Here is a 21,153-nt window from a genome sequence, read left to right on the forward strand (position 1 = left end):
ATTATCCGCGCGGGCGCCGCCTGCGGGGAACCGCTCAGCCGCCGATCGGCGTGGCCAGCCCTTGCGCGATGGCCTCGCGGATCAGCTCCTCGGCCTGCTGCCGCGCGCGCGCGCTGGCATCGGCCTGCTGCTTGCCCAGTCGGGACTGCTCCAATCCGAGTTGCGCCTGTTGCCTGGCCAGGTCCTGGATCTGCTTGCCCAGGTCCTGCCGGCGCATCTGCTCGGTCGCGCGCTGCGCCGCCATGCGCTCGATCTGCGCCTGGCTGGCGGCGCCACGGCTGGCGGCGACCGCCGCCTCGGCCTGGCGCGCGGCGCTCTCGGCCATCTGCGCGCTCAGTTCCGCCATGCGTTCGCCCAGGTCGCCCTGGCGCTCGCCGAGATCGCCTTGCTGGTCGCCCAGCTCGGCCTGCGCATCGGCCAGCTCCAGGGTCTGCGCGTGCAGCGCCTGGAAGCGCGCCAGCGCCGCCGGATCGCGGACCACGTAACGATGGCCGGCATGGCGCAACCACAGGATCTCGCCGTCGGTGCCGGCCAGGCGACGCGCTTCGCGCAGGTCGTCCAGCGAGGCGTCCATCAGATTGTGCCCGTCCTGCACCAGCACGTAGGCGTCCCGGTCGTTGTGCGGCGAGAGCGACATGCGGCCTTGGGTGAGCAGCGGCGCATCGGTTTCCGGCGGCGCCGCGGGTGCGGGCGGCGGCACCGGCGCCGTCGGCGGCTCCGGGGGGCTCGCCGGCGCCGCGGGTGCGGGCCGTGCCAGCACGCTGGCCACGATCGAGGTCGCCTTCGCCGCAGGCGCGGCAGCGGCGGGTGCGGCCGGGGCGACCGGCTCGGCGGCCGGCGCAGCCACCGCTGCCGCGTTCGCCGGCGCCGGCTTGGCCACCAGGCGCAACGGCATGACCCCGGCCAGCGCGATCGCGGCGGTGATCAGCCCGGCGCCCAGGCGCGAGAAGGAGGCGGTGCTCTGCAGCATCAGCAGCCGCCGCTTCAGGCTGACGAAGCTGGGCGAGGCACTGGCCACGCCGGCCGCCGGCCGCGGCGCCACGCCGAGCTGCACCAGCAGCCGCGCGTAGTTGTGCCGGCAGTGCCGGTGCCCGGCGACCACCGCCGCATCGCAGGCCGCTTCGCGGGCCAGTGCGTATTCGCGCACTGCCAGGTGCACCAGCGGATGGAAGAAGAACAGGTGCTGCGCCAGCGTCGGCAGCAGGCCCCACCACAGGTCGCGGCGCTGCAGATGCACCAGCTCGTGGGTCAATGCCATATCCAGATCGTCGGCGTGCATCGCCGCCAGGCGCCGCGCCGGCAACAGCAGCACCGGTCGCCACGGGCCGATCAGCTGCGGCGAATCGATCTGCGCGGACAGCCGCAGCTGCGGCGGCTGGCGCAGGCCGTGCGCTTCGGCGGCCAGGCGCAAGGCGCCGAGCAAGGCGGCATCGGTGCACGGCGTGCTGGTGCGCACCAGGCGCCGGCTGGCGCGGTAGGCATGGCCGCTGCGCAGCGCGCCGAGCAGCACGCCCGCCAGCCACAGCGCGACCAGCGCCTGCGCCCAGGACAGCGGCGCGGCGGCAGCGGCCTGTTGCGTGGCGGCATGCGGCGATGCGGCAGTCGCGGCAGTCGCAGCGCCCGCGTCCTGCAGCGATGCGGCCGGCAATGCGGTCGCGGCTATGGCGGTCCGTGCCGGCGCGGCCGGCAACACCGGCAACTGCAGCGCACCGGCCCACAGCAGGCCGAGCACGGTCTGCGCGCCGACCAGCCACCACAGCCGGCAGCGCGTGGCCGCCGGCAATGCCGGCAACCAGCGGCACAGCGCCCAGATCGCCGCGACCAGGATCGCCGCCTGTACGCTGGTCGCCAGCAGCCGCGACAACAGGGTCTCGAACAACGTCGTGCCGAAGATCGTGTCCATGCCTCAGTCCTCCCGCCGCTGCGATTGCAACTTGGCTACCAATGCCTCGAGTTCGGCCAATTCGTCGTCGCTGACCTCGGCGCGCTGCGACATCCACGCCACGAACGGCGACACCGAACCTTGCAAGGTCTTCTCGACGAAGCTGCCGACCGCGCTGCGCACCACGTCGTCCTGGCCGCTGGTGGCGGCGTAGCGGTACACACCCTGCACCTGGCGCCGGCGCAGATAGGCCTTGGCGCGCAGCCGCTCCATCATCGTCAGCACGGTGGAGCGGGCCAGCCCGCGGGTCTCGCCGAAGCCGGCGGCGACTTCGCCGACGCTGGCCTCGCCCTGTTCGCCGATGTACTGCAGCAGGGCCAGTTCCTGGTCCCCGATCGATTTGCGTCGCATCCGCCCGCCCCAGTGACTACACGTGTCGCCAAACGTACCCGTGGCGACATCTGTAGTCAATAGGTCGTCGGTCATTGGCTGCTCCCCCTCCTGCCGACAGGGCTGGCCATGGCGCCTGCGGCGCGAGCCGCGGCTGCGCAGGCGCGCGGCTCAGCCGAAATCGAAATAGAACCTGCCGTTGTAGTTGGCGATGAAACCGGTGAGCGCATCGCTGATGGCGCTGGTGAACGTGGGGCCATACCTCCAGTCCGGCGCGCCCGCCCAATAGTCGTGCCAGCTGTCCGGCAGCGGGACTAGCGCCTCGTCCGGCACATCATCCTCGTCCACCCAGACCGGTTGGCCTGCATCGGTATCGATCATGAATGCCCAGTACTGATTCGGATCGTCGCGCAGCGTGGTCACCTGCGCGCCCTGCAACGCCACTTCCAGCTGCGCCTTGATCTCGTCCAGGTGCGGCTGGTCGTACCCGTGCACGCTCAGGCCGTTCTGCGCCCCGTTGTCGGCGAGCCAGTCCGCAAGCGCCGTATCGACCGCCTGCGCATAGCCATCGAAATGAGTATAGGCCGCGCGCGCAGTGGCTTTGCACCAGATCGCCACCGGCGAGCACGGCCCTCCCGGCCGGGAATAGAAGCCGGTGTTCCGTTCTTCGCCGGCGTCCACCAGACCCCAGGCATTCTGCGGAATGTAGTAGTAGTTCACGGCCGATCTCCGATTGCGGCTGGCTGCATGCAGACAACAACGCAATCGGCACGCCACTGTGAATGCGTGGCCTCTGCAGGGTAGATCTCATCCGCTCGCCTGCGCGCGGACCGTGAGCGCGGCCAGCGGCAACGGCCCGCGCTGGCCGTTTGCCGCTGTCGCTCCCGTCGCAACGACCCGGTCGTCGTGCAGGCTGCGGCTCAGCCCTGCGGACCGCCCATCACCGGCAGGATCGCGCCGCTGATGTAGCTGGCGGTGATCGGCGAGGCCAGGAACACATAGGCCGGCGACAGTTCCTCCGGCTGTGCCGGGCGGCCCATCGCGCTGCTCTTGCCGAACTCGGCCACGTCCTCGGCGGACTTGTCGGCCGGATTCAGCGGGGTCCACACCGGGCCCGGCGCGACCGCGTTGACGCGGATCCCGCGCGGCTGAAGCTGGCTGGCCAGGGCCATGGTGAAGGCGTGGATCGCGCCCTTGGTGGCCGAGTAGTCGAGCAGCGACTTGCTGCCGAACAGGCCGGTCTCCGAGCCGCTGTTGATGATCGCCGCACCGCGCTTGAGATGCGGCAAGGCCGCGCGCGCCATGTGGAAGTAGCCGCCGATGTTGGTCTGCAGGGTTTCCTGCAGATGTGCGTCGCTGAGGTCTTCCAGGGCATGGCAATGCAACTGGAAGGCGGCATTGTTGACCAGCACGTCGAGGCCGCCGAAGGCACGCACGGTCTGCGCCACAGCGTCTTCGCAAAACTTGGGATCCTTCACGTCGCCGGCGATGGTCAGGCAGCGCCGGCCTTCCTTCTCCACGTGCGCGCGGGTCACCTGCGCGTCCTCGTGCTCGTCCAGGTACAGCACCGCCACGTCGGCGCCTTCGCGCGCGAACAGCACCGCCACCGCGCGGCCGATGCCCGAGTCGGCGCCGGTGACGATCGCGCTCATGCCGCGCAGCTTGCCGCTGCCCACGTACTCGGGCGCCTCGAAGCGCGGTTGCAGCGCCAGGTCGCCTTCCTTGCCCGGCTTGCGCAAGTGCTGCCTGGGCATCTTCTCCCGCTGCTTGCGTACCCCGGCCTGGGTCGGCGCGGCCGGCTTGGCCTTGGCTTTCGACTGCGCCTCGTCGGCATCGGTCGCGCGCTGCAAGACGCGCTGTCGCCGTGCGGTCTTGGCGGCTGCGGCGCCGGATCGGGACGCCGCCGGCGTGGATGGAGCGGTCTTGGTGGATGCGGCAGGACGCTTGTTGCTGGAAGCCATCGGCATTGCTCCGGAATGCGGGACGCGGCGCTGCATGGCGCCGCATCGGGTGTGGATGGACGGACGTGAGCGATCGGGCGCAAGCGCGCTAGGCGCGGCCGGCGACGCCTTCGACGCCTTCGACGCCGGCATGCTGTGCGCAATGCGCGCAGCAGAACATGCGGCCGCCGGCTTCCACGCCATGGCCGACGATGCGGCAATCGCAGTGGCTGCAGTGCGGGGCGAAGGCGTGGATCGCGCATTCGAACGAATCGAAGGTGCCGCTGCGGGCGCCCTGGGTCAGGGTAAAGGCCTTGTCGTAGTCGTTGCCGCAGACATCGCAGGTGGCCATGGTCAGGCTCCGGTTGGCTGGGGAAGCCGCAGTCTGGCCAAGCCCGCGGCCACGTCGGGTGAAGCCGGCCGCCGATCTCTTCATGCAGCGCAAACATCCGCCGCGACACGCTCGCCCTATCCGCAGAAGGAACCCGTCCATGATCCGCCATCCGCTCGCCCTCGCCGTTCCCCTCGCCGCCAGCTTGCTGCTCGGTGCGTGCAGCACCACCCAGATCGCCGAGGTGCAGCCGATCGACGGCGTCATCTCCGGCCAGTGCCACATCGACAAGGTCCGCGGCGCCGCCGGCCTGGCCGCTGCGCAGACCACCATCGAACGCGCCCGCGTCGACAGCGACAGCCTGAAGGTGCAGGTGGTCAACAGCAGCGTCGGCCACAGCGGCGCCACTTCCAGCGGCGTGGACAGCGCATCGCGCGGTGCCGGCGAGAGCGGCGGCGATCGCCTGACCATCGAGGTCGGCCCGTACAACAACATCACCACGCTGTATTGCGGTTGATGCCGCGCGCCGCCGGTTGAGCGACGCAGGCGGCGCAGTTCTGCCGCGACCGTGTCGCGACGCACGCTGAAGGCGCAGCCGCGCCAGCGCTGCGCTCAGGCGCGGCCGCGTGAGCGCGCGGCGTTCCCGGCCGCCACACCGCTGACGGCCCGACGCGGCGGCGTGGACTTCGTCGACCTGGCACCGGCCGCCTTCGAGCCCGTCTTCTTGTTGGCTGGCGTGGCCTTGGCCGCCTTGCGGGTCGCGGCACGCGCCCGCGCCAGATACTTCAGCGTGGCCAGGTCCCATTGCCGCTCGCCGCGCACGCGCTCGCACAGCCCGTGCAGTTCGCCGCCGCGCCAGCCGGTGAACACGCACGGGTCGATGTAGGCCTTGCGGCACACCGCCGGGGTATTGCCCAGCGCATCGGCCACCTCGCGGATCACCGCGTTCTGCGCCAGCTTCAGCGCGCGCTCGCTGCTGGGTTCGGGCAGGGGCAGCTGCGCCAGCCGCTGCAGCGCGGCGCGGGTGCCGCCCCAGGTGCGGAAGTCCTTGGCGGTGAAGCTCTCGCCCATCGCCTCGCGCAGGTAGTCGTTGACCTCGCCCGAGTCCACCGGCTGCAGCTGGCCGTCGTCGTCGCGGTACTGGAACAGCGCCTGCCCGGGCAATTGCTGGCAGCCGCGGATCAGCTTGACCAGGCGCACGTCGTCGACCTCGATGTCGTGCTCCTGCCCGCCCTTGCCGCGGAACTTCAGCCGCGCGCGGCCGCCCTTGACGAACGCCAGGTGCCGGTTGCGCAGCGTGGTCAGGCCGTAGGAGCGGTTGCTGCGCGCGTATTCGGCGTTGCCGACGCGCACCAGGGTCTCGGCCATCAGCGCCACCACCATCGCCAGCACCTTGTCGCGCGGGTAGCCGGGCAGTGCCAGGTCGCGGCGCAGGCGTCGGCGCAGCCGCGGCAGGGCCTGGCCGAAGGCCATGATCCGTTCGAACTTGCCGTCGCCGCGCACCTGCGCCCAGTCGGCGTGGTAGCGGTACTGCTTGCGCCGCCGCGCATCGCGGCCGGTGGCCTGCACGTGGCCGTTGGCCTTGGTGCAGATCCACACCTCGGTATAGGCCGGCGGGATGGCCAGCTGGCGGATGCGCTGCAGGGTCGGCGCGTCGCGCACCGCGCTGCCGTCGGGCAGGCGGTAGCCGAAGCCCTTGCCGGCGCGGCGGCGGGCGATGCCGGGCTGGTCGTCGCTGACATAGACCAGGCCGGCGCTGCTGGCGGCCTGCCTGGCCTGCAGCGCGCGCGCCGCCTCGGTGGCGGCGGTGGGACGGGACGCGTTGGACATCGGGACGCCAGCGGTTGGGGAGCGGCGATTGTCGGCAGCGCGCTGCCTAGGCCGCGTCAACGGCGGCCGGTTAACGTGTGGCGAACGCGACTTGTCCGATTCTTCTGCGCTTATGCTGGACCCGTCCTCCCTCCACCCATCAGGAGCCCCGATGAGCACTTTCCTTTCTTCTCGTGCGTCCGCGCGTGCCGGCCTGTTCGGCACGGCGTGCCTGGCGCTGGCACTGGCCGCGTGCACCGCGCCGCCGCCGGACGAGCAGGAACAGGTGGCGGCCAAGGCCCAGGCCGCCGCGCAGCAGGCCGCCGCGCCGGATCCGGCCAGCGCCCCGGAGCCGCCGCCGGTCGGCACCTGCGACGCCTCGCAGGCGCAGGGCCTGGTCGGCCAGGCCGCCGAACAGGCGCTGCTGGACCAGGCGCGCAGCGACACCGGCGCCAAGAGCGTGCGCGTGCTCAAGCCAAACCAGGCGGTGACGATGGAGTTCGACGGCGAACGGCTGAATATCGAGGTCGATGCCAAGAACCAGATCACCGGCGTGCGCTGCGGCTGAGGCCCGTCCGGCGGCACCTGCAGGCGCCGTGCACGGTGGCGGCAGCGAGGCGGTTGCCGCCACTACGGTTGCAGCTGCAACCGTGTATTGCGGCACCGCACCAACATGTGCTTTAGTCGATGTTCCGGTGACCTCAAGATGCGCTCCAGGATAGAGCGGGGGCGAGTGTCGCCGCGTTCCTTCGGATCGCTTTTCAGAGGCAGACATGGCCCCCCGCAACCGCCACGGGCTCTACGACCCCCAAGATGAGCGCGATGCCTGTGGTTTCGGCATGGTCGCGCAACTCGATGACCAACCCTCGCGGGCCCTGGTCGATACCGCCATTGCCGCGCTGTCGCGGATGACCCACCGTGGCGGCGTCGCCGCCGACGGGCTGACCGGCGACGGCTGCGGCCTGCTGATCCGCAAACCCGATGCGTTCCTGCGCGCGCTGGCGCGCGACGCCGGCATCGCGGTGGGCGCGCGCTTCGCCGCCGGCCAGGTGTTCATGCCGCGCGACGACGTGGACGGCGCCGCACGCTGCCGCCAGGTGCTGGAAGAGGAACTGCTCCGCGCCGGCACCCAGCCGCGCGGCTGGCGGGTCACCCCCACCGACGATTCGGTGTGCGGGCAGCTGGCCAAGGACACCTTGCCGCACATCGAGCAGGTGTTCGTCGATGCCGGCGCCGAGCACAGCGAAGACGGTTTCGCCCTGGCCCTGTTCCTGGCGCGCCGCCGCGCCGAGCAGCGCCTGCGCGACGTCGCCGACTTCTACGTCACCACGCTCTCGCCCAACGGCATCAGCTACAAGGGCATGGTGCTGCCGGACAAGCTCAGCACCTTCTACCCGGACCTGCAGCGCAGCGACCTGGCCTCCAGCGCGATCGTGTTCCACCAGCGCTTCTCGACCAACACGCTGCCGCGCTGGCCGCTGGCGCATCCGTTCCGGCTGCTCGCGCACAACGGCGAGATCAACACCATCGAGGGCAACCGGCACTGGGCGCAGGCGCGCAGCAAGGTGTGGAAGACCCCGCGCTTCGACATCGCCGAGTTCGACCCGGTGATCTCGATGCACGGCTCCGATTCGCAGAGCCTGGACAACATGCTCGAGCTGCTGGTCGCCGGCGGCATGGACCTGCTGCAGGCGCTGCGCATCCTGGTCCCGCCGGCGACCCAGTCGCTGGAGTTCAAGGACGCCGACCTGGCCGCGTTCTACGAGTTCTACGGGCTCAACACCGAGCCGTGGGACGGCCCGGCCGGCATCGTCGCCTGCGACGGCCGCTATGCGGCGTGCATGCTCGACCGCAACGGGCTGCGCCCGGCGCGCTGGATGCTGACCTCCGACCGCCATTTCCTGGTCGCCTCCGAAGCCGGCGTGTGGGAATTGCCGGCCGAGCGCGTGACCCGCAAGGGCAAGCTCGGCCCGGGCGAGATGATGGCCATCGACCTCAAGCGCGGCGACCTGCTCGACTCGGACGCGATCGACCGCATCAACCGCGGCCGCGCCCCGTACAAGCAATGGCTGCAGCAAGGCGTGACCTACCTGCAGACCGAGCTGATCGATCCCTCGCTGGTCGAGGAGCCGTTCGACGAGCGCACCCTGCGCAGCTACCACAAGCTGTTCCAGCTCAGCACCGAGGAAGTGGAGCAGGTGCTGCGGCCGCTGGCCGAGACCGAGCAGGAAGCCACCGGCTCGATGGGCGACGACACCCCGATGGCGGTGCTCAGCCGCCACACCCGGCCGCTGTACGACTACTTCCGCCAGGCGTTCGCGCAGGTCACCAACCCGCCGATCGATCCGCTGCGGGAAGACTGCGTGATGTCGCTGACCACCCAGCTCGGCAAGGAGACCAACATCTTCCATGCCGGCCCGGAGACGGTGAACCACGTCATCCTCAATTCGCCGGTGCTCAGCCAGCGCAAGCTGCGCCAGCTGCTGAAGATGGAGCAGTACCAGACCCGCAACGCGCAGATCGACCTGTCCTACAGCGTCGAGGAAGGCCTCAAGGCCGGCCTGGAACGGATCTGCGCCGAGGCCGAGCAGGCGGTGCGCGACGGCAAGGTCATGCTGCTGCTGACCGACCGCTACCCGGTGCCGGAACGGCCGATGGCGCATGCGCTGCTGGCCACCGGCGCGGTGCACCACCATCTGTCGCGCGCCGGCCTGCGCTGCGACGCCAACCTGATCATCGAGACCGGCACCGCGCGCGATCCGCACCACATGGCCTGCCTGCTCGGGTTCGGCGCCACCGCGGTGTATCCGTACCTGGCCTACCAGACCCTGTTCGACCTGGGCCGGCGCGGCATCCTGCTGCTGAAGAAGGGCGGCGAACAGGCGCAGATCGGCCGCAAGTACCGCAAGGGCATCTACAAGGGCCTGTCCAAGATCATCTCCAAGATGGGCATCTGCACCATCGCCAGCTACCGCGGCGCGCAGCTGTTCGAGATCGTCGGACTGGATCCGGACGTGGTCCAGCTGTGCTTCCCGGACACCGCCTCGCGCATCGGCGGGGTGAACCTGGCGCGGCTGGACACCGAGGCGCGGCAGCTGACCGCGCGCGCCTGGAACGACCTGCTCAAGCCGGAAGTGGGCGGGCTGCTCAAGTACGTGCACGGCGGCGAGTACCACATGTACAACCCGGACGTGGTCATGACCCTGCAGCGCGCCACGCGCAGCGGCGAGCAGGCCGACTGGGCCGCGTACGCCGAGGCAGTGCATGCGCGTCCGCCGTCGGCGCTGCGCGACCTGCTGCAGCTCAAGCGCGCCGAGGTGCCGACCCCGCTCGACGAGGTCGCTCCGGCCGCCGACCTGCTGCGCCGCTTCGACACCGCCGCGATCAGCCTGGGCGCGCTGTCGCCCGAGGCGCACGAGGCGCTGGCGATCGCGATGAACCGCCTCGGCGGGCGCAGCAACTCCGGCGAAGGCGGCGAAGACCCGGCGCGCTACGGCACCGAGAAGCGCTCCAAGATCAAGCAGGTGGCCTCCGGCCGCTTCGGCGTCACTCCCGAGTACCTGGTCAATGCCGAGGTGCTGCAGATCAAGGTCGCGCAGGGCGCCAAGCCCGGCGAAGGCGGCCAGCTGCCCGGGCACAAGGTCAACGAGCTGATCGCGCGGCTGCGCTACGCCAAGCCGGGCATCGGCCTGATCTCGCCGCCGCCGCACCACGACATCTATTCGATCGAGGACCTGGCGCAGCTGATCTACGACCTCAAGCAGGTCAACCCGACCGCATTGGTGTCGGTGAAGCTGGTCAGCCATGCCGGCGTGGGCACCATCGCCGCCGGCGTGGTCAAGGCCGGCGCCGACCTGATCACCGTGTCCGGCCACGACGGCGGCACCGGCGCCAGCCCGGTCAGCTCGATCCGCTATGCCGGCGTGCCGTGGGAACTGGGCCTGGCCGAGTCGCACCAGGCGCTGGTCGCCAACAACCTGCGCGACCGCACCATCCTGCAGACCGACGGCGGCCTGAAGACCGGCCTGGACGTGATCAAGGCCGCGATCCTGGGCGCCGACAGCTTCGGCTTCGGCACCGGCCCGATGATCGTGCTCGGCTGCAAGTACCTGCGCATCTGCCACCTCAACAACTGCGCCACCGGCGTGGCCACGCAGGACGAACGGCTGCGCGCCAACTACTTCACCGGCCTGCCCGAGCGGGTGGAGAATTTCTTCAAGCTGCTGTCCGAAGAAGTGCGGCAGTGGCTGTCGTACCTGGGCGCGCGCTCGCTGGACGAGATCATCGGCCGCACCGAGCTGCTGCAGCAACTGGACGTGTCGCCGCGCGAAGGCGTGCGCGTGGACCTGTCGCGGCTGCTCAAGGACGTGCGCTACGACGGCGGCCATTGCGCGGCGCAGCGCCTGTACGAATCGCCGGACAGCCTGGCCACGCAGATGGACGGCCTGCTCGCCGACGCGATCGCCAACAAGACCGGCGGCGACCATCGCTTCCTGATCCACAACACCGACCGCTCGATCGGCGCGCGCCTGTCCGGCGCCATCGCCCGCGTGCACGGCAACCACGGCATGGACGACGCGCCGCTGACCCTGCGCTTCCGCGGCTCGGCCGGGCAGAGCTTCGGCGCGTTCAACGCCGGCGGCCTGCAGCTGGAGCTGGAAGGCGAGGCCAACGACTACGTCGGCAAGGGCATGGCCGGCGGCCGCCTGGTGGTGCGTCCGCCGCGCGGCGCGCGCTTCGAGGCGCGCAGCACCGCGATCATCGGCAACACCTGCCTGTACGGCGCCACCGGCGGCGAGCTGTACGCCGCCGGCCGCGCCGGCGAGCGCTTCGGCGTGCGCAACTCCGGCGCGCTGGCGGTGATCGAAGGCGCCGGCGACCACTGCTGCGAGTACATGACCGACGGCATCGTGCTGGTGCTGGGCAAGGTCGGGCTGAATTTCGGCGCCGGCTTCACCGGCGGCCTGGCCTACGTGCTCGACGTCGACCGTGATTTCGTCGACCGCTACAACCACGAGCTGATCGACATCCATCGCATCTCCGCCGAAGGCTTCGAAAGCCACCGCCAGCACCTGCACAAGCTGATCAGCCGCCACCGCGAACTGACCGGCAGCATCTGGGCGCAGCAGATCCTCGACGAGTTCCGCGACTACGTCGGCAAGTTCTGGCTGGTCAAGCCGAAGGCGGCGAGCATCGAGTCGCTGACCGAATCGCTGCGGCGCGCCGCCTGATGGCGGCGCCGGGAATCGGGACTGGGGAATCGGGAATGGTCAAAGCCCGGCTCGCCAGTTCCCCTTCCACGCACGCAGATCCGCTTTTCCGATTCCCCATTCCCCATTCCCGACTCCCAGCCCTATGAGCCGCAAACAAGCCTTCCAGTTCCTCGACCTGCCCCGGCAGATGCCGCAGCGCATCCCGGTGGAGCTGCGTACGTCCGGCGACTGGAACGAGCTGTACGGCAAATTCGACAAGGCCGACGCGCAGTACCAGGCCGGGCGCTGCCTGGATTGCGGCAATCCGTACTGCAGCTGGAAATGCCCGGTGCACAACGCGATCCCGCAGTGGCTGCAGCTGGTGCAGGAGAACCGCATCGAGGAAGCGGCGGCGCTGTGCCACAGCACCAACCCGCTGCCGGAAGTGTGCGGCCGGGTGTGCCCGCAGGACCGCCTGTGCGAAGGCAGCTGCACGCTGGAGGAATTCGGCGCGGTCACCATCGGCGCGGTGGAGAAGTACATCGTCGATACCGCGCTCAACAACGGCTGGCGCCCGGACCTGAGCCAGGTCCAGGCCACCGGCAAGCGCGTGGCGGTGATCGGCGCCGGCCCGGCCGGACTCAGCTGCGCCGACCGCCTGGTCCGCGCCGGCATCCATGCGGTGGTCTACGACCGCTACGAACAGATCGGCGGGCTGCTGCAGTTCGGCATCCCCAGCTTCAAGCTCGACAAGAGCGTGATCGGCAAGCGCCGCGAGGTGCTCGAAGGCATGGGCGTGGAGTTCCGCCTGGGCGTGGAGATCGGCCGCGACGTGAGCCTGGAGCAGTTGCTCGGCGAATACGACGCCGTATTCCTCGGCACCGGCGCCTACCGCTACACCGACGGCGGCCTGGCCGGCCAGGACCTGCCCGGCGTGCTGCCGGCGCTGCCGTTCCTGGTGCAGAACAGCCGCATCGTCGGCGGCAACGATCCGTGGGGCCGGCCGATCGCCGGCTGGGAAGACACCATCGCGCTGCCTGACCTGAGCGGCAAGCGCGTGGTGGTGCTCGGCGGCGGCGACACCGGCATGGACTGCGTGCGCAGCGCGATCCGCCTGGGCGCGGCCAAGGTCACCTGCGCCTATCGCCGCGACGAAGCCAACATGCCCGGCTCGGCGCGCGAAGTGGCCAACGCGCGCGAGGAAGGCGTGCGCTTCCTGTTCAACCGCCAGCCGCTGGCGGTGGAAGCCGATGCCAGCGGCAAGCTGGCCGGCGTGCGCGTGGTGCAGACCCGCCTGGGCGAACCCGATGCGCGCGGCCGCCAGGCCGCGGTGCCGATCGAAGGCAGCGAATCGCTGCTGGACGCGGACGTGGTGATCATCGCCTTCGGCTTCTCGCCGAGCGTGCCGGAATGGCTGGCCGCGCAGGGCGTGGAAGGCACCGCCAATGGCCGCATCCTGGCCGGCGGCAGCGACCCCGACGGCAGCGGCCGCCTGCCGTACCAGACCACCAACCCCAAGCTGTTCGCCGGCGGCGATGCAGTGCGCGGCGCGGACCTGGTGGTGACCGCGGTCGCCGAAGGCCGCGACGCGGCCGCCAGCATCGCCGAATGGATCGGCAACCGCCTGCCGGTGACCACCCAGGCCGCCGCCTGAGCGGGATCGACCGCATCCAAGCAATGGCGTCGCATGCCCGGCAGCGAACGGCCGGGCAGAAGGTTTGCGCGGATTGACGGCGATGCAGCGGCACTCGTCCTGGGCCCGGCATCCGCCTCGCCCCCCCACGACGCCGGCATGGTCGCGTCGGGACTGAAGTCCCTCCCACAAATGCACCCTTCAGGCACCGCAGCCCCCTTGTAGGAGCGGCTTCAGCCGCGACAAGCGAAATCGGAACCCGCGTGGCTCGGCTACCTGGCGGGGCTGAAGTCCCTCCCACAAGTGCACACATCAGTCACCGCGGTCCCCTGTAGGAGCGGCTTCAGCCGCGACGAGCGAAGCCGGAAACCATGCGGCTCGACGATCTGTCAGAGCTGAGACCCCCTCCCGCAAGTACACGCACCGGGCATAAAAGCCCCCTGTAGGAGCGACTTCAGTCGCGACGAGCGGAGTCGGAAACCACGCGGCTCGGCCATCTGCCAGGGCTGAAATCCCGTTCCGCAAGTGCACGCACCGGACATGGAAGCCCCTGTAGGAGCGACTTCAGTCGCGACGAGCGGAGTCGCAATCCGCCTGGTTCGGCGCTCTGTCGGGGCTGAAGCCCCTCCTGCAGAAGCGCCCGGTGGATGCGCCCACGCAGGCCATTCAAACCACGCCGACCATCCATGCGCCACGGAGCGGGGATTGCACCCGAATCGCCACGCACGCAACGCCGTTTTTCGCACGAGTGAATGAGGCGCTAACGCGCGAGCGCCTAGGCTGGCCGCGCGCGTGCGATCCGCGCACCCTTGCACCGCCGGCTGCTTCCCCCGATGGCACAACCGCATCCTCCCCTCCCCCAAGGACGCTCCCCCATGTCGCTTTCCTCTCTCTGGTCGTCGCGGCTACGCCCCGTCGCTCCCGCCGTGTTCCTGCTCGCCCTCGCCTTCGGCGCATCCGCCCAGGACGGCAAGAGCGTGCTCAAGTACGCCGGCGTCAACCTCTCCGGCGCCGAATTCAATTCCGGCAAGAAGCCGGGCACGCTGTACAAGGACTACACCTATCCGGGCCCGGCGGACTACAGCTACTTCGCCGGCAAGGGCATGAACATCGTGCGCCTGCCGTTCCTGTGGGAACGCCTGCAGCCCACCGCCAAGGGCGAGTTCGATCCCGCGCAGCTGGCGCAGATCAAGAAGGCGGTGGCACAGGCCAAGGCCAACCACCTGCATCTGATCCTGGACCCGCACAACTACGCCAAGTACAACGGCGCGCTGATCGGCAGCGACGGTGCGCCGGCCGAGGTGTTCGCCGACCTGTGGCGACGCCTGGCGACCGAATTCAAGGACGACGACACGGTGATCTTCGGCCTGATGAACGAGCCCAACGCGGTGTCCTCCACCGATTGGGCCGCGGCCGCGCAAGCGGCGATCAACGCGATCCGCAAGGCCGGGGCCAAGAACCTGGTGCTGGTCCCCGGCACCGCCTACACCGGCGCGCACAGCTGGCGCAGCACCTACTACGGCACCTCCAACGCGGTGGCGCTGCAGCCGCTGACCGATCCGGGCAACCGCATGGCCTTCGAAGCGCACCAGTACTTCGACAAGGACAACAGCGGCACCAAGGGCGAATGCGTCAGCGCCACCGCCGGCGCCGAGAAACTGGCCGGCTTCGTCAGCTGGCTGCGCGAGAACAAGAAAGTCGGCTTCATCGGCGAGTTCGCCACCGCCGATACCCCCGTCTGCAACCAGGCCCTGGAAGGCCTGCTCAGCTACATCGAGCAGAACAACGACGTGATCGTCGGCTGGACCTGGTGGGCGGCCGGCGCGTGGTGGAAGAACGACTATCCGTTCAACGTGCAACCGAACAAGGACGGCAGCGACAAGCCGCAGATGTCGATCCTGTCCAAGCACGCGCGCAAGGTGACCGGGAAGTAGGCGCACCGGCGCTGCCGGGCGATCGCCCGGCGCGCCGTTCCTGCACGCGTGGTCGCGACCGCGCAGAAAAGCATCGCATACGCCGCCGCATGCAGTGCGGCGGCGATGGCCGACAGAGAACCAGTGCGCGTTGGCCATGCCAAGCCCTGCACAGATCCGCGCATGCACGCATGCCGGTCGTAGTGGCGCAACCGGGAATGCATTACGGTGCGAGCAAGCACACCGTTTGTCATCAGCTCGGCCAACCCGCGATCCGCCTGGCCGAGTCTCCCCCCGCTGATGCAGAAGGAGGCTCCCCATGGTCCATGCCTCGCCGTGCCTGCGCGCACTGCGCCTGGCGCTGTTGTTGTCCTTGCTTGCCGTGCTGCCGCCATTGCACGCGCAAGGCGTGCTGAAATTCGCCGGCGTCAATCTGTCCGGCGCGGAGATCAGCTCCAGCAAGAAGCCAGGCGTACTCAACGTCGACTACTTCTATCCGCGCGATGCCGACTACGCGTATTTCGCCGGCAAGGGCATGAACATCGTGCGCCTGCCGGTGTTGTGGGAACGCCTGCAGCCCAGCCCGCAGGGCCGGCTGGACGCGGCGCAGCTGGCGTTGATCAAGGCCGCGGCGAAGCAGGCCAAGGCGCAGCGCATGCACCTGATCGTGGACATCCACAACTACGCCAGCTACTACGGCGACAAGATCGGCAGCGCGACCGTGCCGATCAAGACCTTCAGCGATCTGTGGCAGCGCCTGGCGCTCGAGTTCAAGGACGATAACGCCGTGGTCTTCGGCCTGATGAACGAGCCGAACAACATCGCGCCCGGAATGTGGGCCGCGGCCGCGCAGGCCGCGGTGGATGCGATCCGCGTCACCGGCGCGCGCAATCTGATTCTGGTGCCGGGCGCGCTGTGGAGCGGCGCGCACAGCTGGTACTCGACCGTCGGCGGCGAATCCAACGCCACCGCGCTGGCGGCGCTGTACGACCCGCTGCGGCGCACCGCCATCGAAGTGCACCAGTATCTGGACATCGATTCCAGCGGCACCAGCGCCAGCTGCGTGAGCGGCAGTATCGGCGCCGAACGCCTGGTCGGCTTCACCGACTGGCTGCGCACGACCGGACACATCGGCTTCCTCGGCGAGTTCGGTGCTGCCGGCAATGCCGCATGCCGGCAGGCGCTGGACGGCATGCTCGGCTACATCGAGCAACACAGCGCGGTGTGGTTGGGCTGGAGCTACTGGGCGGGGGGCGCCTGGTGGAACGCGGACTATCCGTTCAACGTGCAACCCGGTGCGGACGGCCGCGACAAACCGCAGATGTCGATCCTGTCGGCCAGGGCGAAGCGCATCGCGCGCTGACACCGCGTTTCATGCGAGCGAGAACACCGCAGCGCGGGTCGAACAAGGCCTGAGCGTCGGCGACGGCATGGGTGGCGCCAACGCGTCGGCGCCACGCACGCAAATCGCTGGCATGCCGATTGCAACGGATGGGAACAGCCCGCGCCACACACCTGGTGCGCGGCGGCGCCCATTCGCTCTTCCCCCCACGAAGAAGGCAATCCCATGCGACGCAATTCCCTCCTGCTTGCTCCCTCACGCTGGCTGCTGCGCGCAGCGCTGTGCCTGCTGCTGGCCACCAGTACCTCCACCGCGCTCGCCCAGGACGGCGCGCACTACGCCGGCCTCAACCTGGCCGGCGCCGAATTCAATTCGGCCAAGAAGCCGGGCGTGGTCTTCAAGGACTACCTGTATCCGCGCGACAGCGACTACGCCTACGTCGCCGCGCAAGGCATGAACATCGTGCGCCTGCCGTTCCTGTGGGAACGCCTGCAGCCCACCGCCAACGGCGAATTGGACGCCGCCCAGCTCGGCTATCTGCAGACCGCGGTGAGCCGCGCCAAAAGCCACAACCTGCGCGTGATCCTGGACCTGCACAACTACGCCAAGTACGACGGCGCGCGGATCGGCAGCGACGGCACGCCCGCCAGCGTGCTGGCCGACCTGTGGCGGCGCCTGGCGATCGTGTTCGGCAACGACGACGCGGTGATCTTCGGGCTGATGAACGAACCCAACGGGATTTCCTCCGGCGACTGGACCGCCGCCGCGCAACTGGCGATCGATGCGATCCGCGGCGCCGGCGCCTACAACCTGATCATGGTGCCGGGCACCGCGTATACCGGCGCGCACAGCTGGAACAGCACCTGGTACGGCGTGTCCAACGCGGCATCGCTGGTTTCGATCGAGGATCCGGTCGAAAACCTGGTGTTCGAAGTCCACCAGTACCTGGACCAGGACTACAGCGGCACCAGCGCCGACTGCGTCAGCGCCACCATCGGCTCGGAGAAGCTGCAGGCCTTCACCCAGTGGCTGCGGACCAACGGCTACAAGGGCTTCCTCGGCGAATTCGGCGCCAGCAGCAACGCCACCTGCATGGCCGCGCTCGACGACATGCTCGGCTACGTGCACGACAACGCCGACGTGTGGCTGGGCTGGACCGCGTGGGCCGCCGGCGCGTGGTGGAAGACCGACTACGCGTTCAACCTGCAGCCGAACCAGGACGGGACGGACAAGCCGCAGATGAGCGTGCTGTCGGCGCGGGCGCGGGAGATCGTTCAGTAGCCGGGATTCGGGATTCGGGATGGCGGGATTGGTGGAGCGCGGAGCGGCTCGGTTCGGCGGCGTGGAACTTCGGTCGATGGCGATAGCGGGCGATTGAGTCCGTACCGCGATCGGGCGCAGACTGTCGCTCCTCTTCCGCACGGATCGACGTATGCGCCTGGGCCTGGCCGCCAACCGACTGCATCACCAGGGCAAGGATGCCGCCCTGTTCCGCTGGCTGCGCGCCTGCGAGGCCGGCATCCGCGAACTGCAGCTCGGCCTGCACGCGGTCGGCCGCACCCACGAGGCGATCGCGCGCGCCGGCTGGCTGTCGGGCTACGCGGAACTCAAGCGCTATCCGTTCGGCCGCGAAGGCGGACTGATGAAGCTGGTCGCCGAAGTGGTGGGCCTGGAAGGCGCCGAGCGCACCCTCGACGGGGCGATCTACTTCATCGATCCGGTCGATCCGTCCTCGATCTTTCCCGAAGCGATCGCGCTCAAGCGCCAGTGCGTGATCCACGGCAAGCCCTTCATCTCCACCGTGGCCAGCGCCCGCGACTGGATCGAGATGGAGCGCGTGCACGCCGGGCTGGCCGCCGATGCCGGTGCCGACGACCTGCATGCGCTGGAGCGGCACACCCTGGCGCTGATCGCGCACGATGCGATGAAGCCGCAGATGCTGGCCTTCGCCAGCGAACATTTCGACCTGTTGTCGCGCTTCGCCGAGCGCGTGGCCACCGGCACCACCGGCCAGCGCCTCAACGAACTGGCCTGGAGCCGCGGCTGGCCGCAGGGCCAGGACTGGGTGCACCGCTACCAGAGCGGGCCGATGGGCGGCGATGCGCAGATCGCCGACCGCGTGCTGGAACGGCGTTGCCAACGCGCGATCTTCTTCGAGGATCCGCACGTGGCGCGCCAACACGAGGCCGACATCCAGTTGCTGGAGCGCGCGGTGACCACGGTGACCGACAGCGCGGTGTGCATCACCTCGCCCCTGGTCGCCGCACGCTGGGCGCAGGCGGCGGCGAAGCGGGCGATGCCGTCGGCCTGAGCGGCTGCGAGCGTTTCTCCAGGCCATTGGCCCCCTGTGGGAACCCCTGTGGGAGCGACTTCAGTCGCGACGCGCATTACCTAGAATGCCCGTCGCGATTTTGCTGCGCTGCCATCCGGAGCCGCTCCCAACTGGTGTCGTCTCCAAGTCGAATGCTCCCGGCGGTGTCCGGACGCCGGCAGGCCCGGGCCGGACGCATGGTTCCAGGAAGGAACCAACTGTACCGCGTGGGTTCTGCCCTTCGCAGTGACCTTCTCCCAGTGCTTTTCTCATCGCACTGACCTGAGCGCGTCTTCTCACCCTCGCTTCGCTTTCGAGCAAGCGCGATAGCAGCGGACCTGCGAGACTGCATGACACGTCCGCACGACCCGTGATCCGCTAGGCGGCTGCGACCAGCAGCGTCGTCCGCCCAGCCGCGGAATGGTAGGGCGCACGCGCGATCGCCGCACTTCATGCGCCCCGCTCACATCGCGTGACCGCGCTCACAGTCACTGCCATGTCACGCCTGTCGCCAACACTGCCGCCTGTCCAGATCCTGGGGGGATCCGATGTCGCGTTTCATCCTGCACCTGCTGTTACTGGGTGCCGCAGTGCTGTGCTCCATCCCGTCCGCCGCTGCGCAGCAGGCCGAACGCCTGCGCGTGCACGGCTCCAACAGCGTCGGCGCACAGCTGATGCCGGCACTGGTCGAATCCTGGTTGCACAGCATCGGCTATCGGCAGATCCAGCGACGCCGCGTCGATGCGGCGACGCTGGAAATCTCCGCACTGCGCGACGACGCACCGCTGGTGGTGGAGATCGGCAGCGCCGGTTCGGCCGCCGGCTTCGCCGATCTGGTCCGCGGCGACGCCGAGCTGGCGATGTTGGCGCGGGTCCCCGACGCGCGCGAACGCGATGCCGCCTGGCAGCTTGGCGATCTGTCCTCGCCGGACCAGAACTTCGTCCTCGCCCTGGACGGCGCACGCGTCCTGGTCGCCGCCGACAATCCGCTGGCCTCGCTCAGCGTCGCGCAATTGCGCGACATCCTCAGCGGGCGGCTGACGCGCTGGTCGCAACTCGGCGGCGCCGACCTGCCGATCGAGGTGCAGCGTAATGCGGAACGCAGCGGATTGGGCGACTTCCTGCGCGAACGCCTGCCGCTGCCGGCAACCGCGCGGGCCGCCTCGCAACAGATCCATCCCAGCCTGGCCGAAGCGGCGCAGGCCGTGGCCGGACACCCGGCGGCGCTGGCGATCGTCGCGCTGACCACGCCGCTGCCGGCCGGCACCCGTGCGCTCGCTATCGCCGACGGCGGCATCGCCGTGCTGCCCACGCCGGCCAGCGTCCGTGGCGAGGACTATCCGCTGGTGCAGCGCTACAGCCTGTACGGCGGGCAGATGATGTCGGCGCTCGGCCGCAGCCTGGCGCTGTATTCGGTCGGCGCGCAGGCGCAGCAGGTCGTGCGCCGGATCGGACCGATCCCGATGGCCATCGCGCCCGATCCAACCCACGCGGCCCAGGCAAGCCCCGACACACGCCAGGCCGATGCCTACCTGCAGGCCGGCGCCGGCGCGCAGCGCCTGACCACTACCCTGCGTTTCAGCCTGCAGTCGTTGAACTCGATGTTCGAGGCGCGCAGCGCGCAGGACCTGGACCGGTTGATCGCCTACATGCATCAGCCGGCCATGCGCGGCCGCGCCCTGGGCATCATCGGCTTCGCTACGCCGGACACGGCCAACCGCCTGTATCCGACCATCGCCAGCAACGACCGCGCCGACGTGGTCGCTGCCTATCTGTCCCAGCGCGGCATCGTGGTCAAACGCGCGCGCGGGCTGGGCGCGGCGCGCCCCCTGGTCGGCGGCGAGGATGCGGCGGCCAAGGCGCGCAACGAGCGGGTCGAGATCTGGTTGCTGGATGCCGGGCGCTGACCGCTAGGCGCAACCTGAACGCAGCGCGTGCATGTTCACTTGCTGCAGAACCCCCGGTTGGGAGCATGACGATTCTGGTCGAACGGAGAACGTCATGAACGACACCAACAAGATCCTGTCGCGGCCGCTGCTGGCCATGTCGCTTTCGCTCGCGCTGGCCGTCGGCAGTGCTCATGCGCAAGCGCCGGCACCGGGTGGCCCGGCGCTGACCCAGGCGCAGGTAAAAGCCCTGCTGAGCGAGCAGGGCTACACCAAGCTGGACAAGCTGAAATTCGAAGACGGTCTCTGGAAGACCGAAGCCACCAGCGGCGACGGCAAGCGCGGCGATGTGCGTGTGGGTGCGCGCGGCGGTCGCATCTACGCGGAAGGGGTGCCGTCGAAGCTGAGCGAGGCGGAAATACGGGCGGCGCTGACGGCGGCGGGGTACACGCAGGTCCACGACCTGAAGTACGAGGACGGGTTGTGGGAAGCACGTGCGCACAGTGCGGCGGGTCAGCGGGTGG

The 21,153-nt window shown here is 69.6% G+C and carries 16 protein-coding genes; 10 read left to right on the forward strand and 6 right to left on the reverse strand.

The window, feature by feature from the left end; translation table 11 throughout:
- Positions 1-34 precede the first annotated feature (34 nt).
- The 5 genes from H9658_RS19705 to H9658_RS19725 form a co-directional block, all read right to left on the reverse strand.
- The gene (locus H9658_RS19705; protein WP_191826642.1) at positions 35-1,903 is read right to left on the reverse strand and encodes a M56 family metallopeptidase; all 1,869 of its coding nucleotides are present in this window, start codon (positions 1,901-1,903) and stop codon (positions 35-37) included.
- A gap of 3 nt (positions 1,904-1,906) precedes the next feature.
- A complete protein-coding gene (locus tag H9658_RS19710) occupies positions 1,907-2,293 on the reverse strand; it encodes a BlaI/MecI/CopY family transcriptional regulator (protein WP_053836589.1) in 387 nt (128 codons plus the stop codon).
- A 150-nt stretch (positions 2,294-2,443) separates the two neighbouring features.
- Complete coding sequence (locus tag H9658_RS19715; protein WP_191826643.1) at positions 2,444-2,992, reverse strand: hypothetical protein; 549 nt, start codon at positions 2,990-2,992, stop codon at positions 2,444-2,446.
- Positions 2,993-3,192: 200 nt separating this feature from the next.
- Entirely contained in the window at positions 3,193-4,239 is a 1,047-nt protein-coding gene (locus tag H9658_RS19720; protein ID WP_191826644.1) for an SDR family oxidoreductase, read from the reverse strand.
- A gap of 82 nt (positions 4,240-4,321) precedes the next feature.
- A complete protein-coding gene (locus H9658_RS19725) occupies positions 4,322-4,564 on the reverse strand; it encodes a hypothetical protein (RefSeq protein WP_191826645.1) in 243 nt (80 codons plus the stop codon).
- Between the two features lie 139 nt (positions 4,565-4,703).
- Between H9658_RS19725 and H9658_RS19730 the strand changes: the two genes are divergently transcribed.
- Positions 4,704-5,060 (forward strand): hypothetical protein, encoded by a 357-nt coding sequence (locus H9658_RS19730; protein ID WP_191826646.1) that lies wholly within the window; start codon positions 4,704-4,706, stop codon positions 5,058-5,060.
- A gap of 95 nt (positions 5,061-5,155) precedes the next feature.
- Here H9658_RS19730 and H9658_RS19735 read toward each other — a convergent pair whose 3' ends face one another.
- Positions 5,156-6,373 carry a DNA topoisomerase IB gene (locus H9658_RS19735; RefSeq protein WP_191826647.1) on the reverse strand — a complete coding sequence of 406 codons (1,218 nt, stop codon included), beginning with the start codon at positions 6,371-6,373 and terminating at the stop codon, positions 5,156-5,158.
- A 151-nt stretch (positions 6,374-6,524) separates the two neighbouring features.
- Between H9658_RS19735 and H9658_RS19740 the strand changes: the two genes are divergently transcribed.
- The 9 genes from H9658_RS19740 to H9658_RS19780 form a co-directional block, all read left to right on the forward strand.
- Positions 6,525-6,920, forward strand: a complete 396-nt coding sequence (locus H9658_RS19740; RefSeq protein ID WP_225210129.1) for an I78 family peptidase inhibitor — start codon at positions 6,525-6,527, stop codon at positions 6,918-6,920.
- Between the two features lie 205 nt (positions 6,921-7,125).
- Positions 7,126-11,583 carry a glutamate synthase large subunit gene (gene gltB, locus H9658_RS19745; protein ID WP_191826648.1) on the forward strand — a complete coding sequence of 1,486 codons (4,458 nt, stop codon included), beginning with the start codon at positions 7,126-7,128 and terminating at the stop codon, positions 11,581-11,583.
- Positions 11,584-11,707: 124 nt separating this feature from the next.
- On the forward strand, positions 11,708-13,198 hold the full coding sequence (locus tag H9658_RS19750; RefSeq protein ID WP_191826649.1) for an FAD-dependent oxidoreductase: 1,491 nt from the start codon (positions 11,708-11,710) through the stop codon (positions 13,196-13,198).
- Between the two features lie 854 nt (positions 13,199-14,052).
- Positions 14,053-15,111 (forward strand): glycoside hydrolase family 5 protein, encoded by a 1,059-nt coding sequence (locus tag H9658_RS19755; protein WP_191826650.1) that lies wholly within the window; start codon positions 14,053-14,055, stop codon positions 15,109-15,111.
- Between the two features lie 298 nt (positions 15,112-15,409).
- Positions 15,410-16,453, forward strand: coding sequence for a glycoside hydrolase family 5 protein (locus tag H9658_RS19760; protein WP_191826651.1), 1,044 nt, complete (start codon positions 15,410-15,412; stop codon positions 16,451-16,453).
- 204 nt (positions 16,454-16,657) lie between these two features.
- Positions 16,658-17,713, forward strand: a complete 1,056-nt coding sequence (locus H9658_RS19765) for a glycoside hydrolase family 5 protein (protein WP_191826652.1) — start codon at positions 16,658-16,660, stop codon at positions 17,711-17,713.
- Positions 17,714-17,864: 151 nt separating this feature from the next.
- On the forward strand, positions 17,865-18,743 hold the full coding sequence (locus H9658_RS19770; protein WP_191826653.1) for a methylglyoxal synthase: 879 nt from the start codon (positions 17,865-17,867) through the stop codon (positions 18,741-18,743).
- A 548-nt stretch (positions 18,744-19,291) separates the two neighbouring features.
- Complete coding sequence (locus tag H9658_RS19775) at positions 19,292-20,650, forward strand: substrate-binding domain-containing protein (RefSeq protein ID WP_191826654.1); 1,359 nt, start codon at positions 19,292-19,294, stop codon at positions 20,648-20,650.
- 94 nt (positions 20,651-20,744) lie between these two features.
- A partial coding sequence (locus H9658_RS19780; RefSeq protein ID WP_191826655.1) for a PepSY domain-containing protein occupies positions 20,745-21,153 on the forward strand: 409 nt, incomplete at its 3' end.

The organism is Xanthomonas bonasiae, from assembly GCF_014836395.1.
Lineage (GTDB): Bacteria > Pseudomonadota > Gammaproteobacteria > Xanthomonadales > Xanthomonadaceae > Xanthomonas_A > Xanthomonas_A bonasiae.

Excerpts from the sequence above, each read along its gene's own strand:
- H9658_RS19705 (WP_191826642.1), bottom strand. The coding sequence starts at position 1,903 with ATGGACACGATCTTCGGCACGACGTTGTTCGAGACCCTGTTGTCGCGG.
- H9658_RS19710 (WP_053836589.1), bottom strand. The coding sequence starts at position 2,293 with ATGCGACGCAAATCGATCGGGGACCAGGAACTGGCCCTGCTGCAGTAC.
- H9658_RS19720 (WP_191826644.1), bottom strand. The coding sequence starts at position 4,239 with ATGCCGATGGCTTCCAGCAACAAGCGTCCTGCCGCATCCACCAAGACC.
- H9658_RS19725 (WP_191826645.1), bottom strand. The coding sequence starts at position 4,564 with ATGGCCACCTGCGATGTCTGCGGCAACGACTACGACAAGGCCTTTACC.
- H9658_RS19730 (WP_191826646.1), top strand. The coding sequence starts at position 4,704 with ATGATCCGCCATCCGCTCGCCCTCGCCGTTCCCCTCGCCGCCAGCTTG.
- H9658_RS19735 (WP_191826647.1), bottom strand. The coding sequence starts at position 6,373 with ATGTCCAACGCGTCCCGTCCCACCGCCGCCACCGAGGCGGCGCGCGCG.
- H9658_RS19740 (WP_225210129.1), top strand. The coding sequence starts at position 6,525 with ATGAGCACTTTCCTTTCTTCTCGTGCGTCCGCGCGTGCCGGCCTGTTC.
- gltB (WP_191826648.1), top strand. The coding sequence starts at position 7,126 with ATGGCCCCCCGCAACCGCCACGGGCTCTACGACCCCCAAGATGAGCGC.
- H9658_RS19750 (WP_191826649.1), top strand. The coding sequence starts at position 11,708 with ATGAGCCGCAAACAAGCCTTCCAGTTCCTCGACCTGCCCCGGCAGATG.
- H9658_RS19755 (WP_191826650.1), top strand. The coding sequence starts at position 14,053 with ATGTCGCTTTCCTCTCTCTGGTCGTCGCGGCTACGCCCCGTCGCTCCC.
- H9658_RS19760 (WP_191826651.1), top strand. The coding sequence starts at position 15,410 with ATGGTCCATGCCTCGCCGTGCCTGCGCGCACTGCGCCTGGCGCTGTTG.
- H9658_RS19765 (WP_191826652.1), top strand. The coding sequence starts at position 16,658 with ATGCGACGCAATTCCCTCCTGCTTGCTCCCTCACGCTGGCTGCTGCGC.
- H9658_RS19770 (WP_191826653.1), top strand. The coding sequence starts at position 17,865 with ATGCGCCTGGGCCTGGCCGCCAACCGACTGCATCACCAGGGCAAGGAT.
- H9658_RS19775 (WP_191826654.1), top strand. The coding sequence starts at position 19,292 with ATGTCGCGTTTCATCCTGCACCTGCTGTTACTGGGTGCCGCAGTGCTG.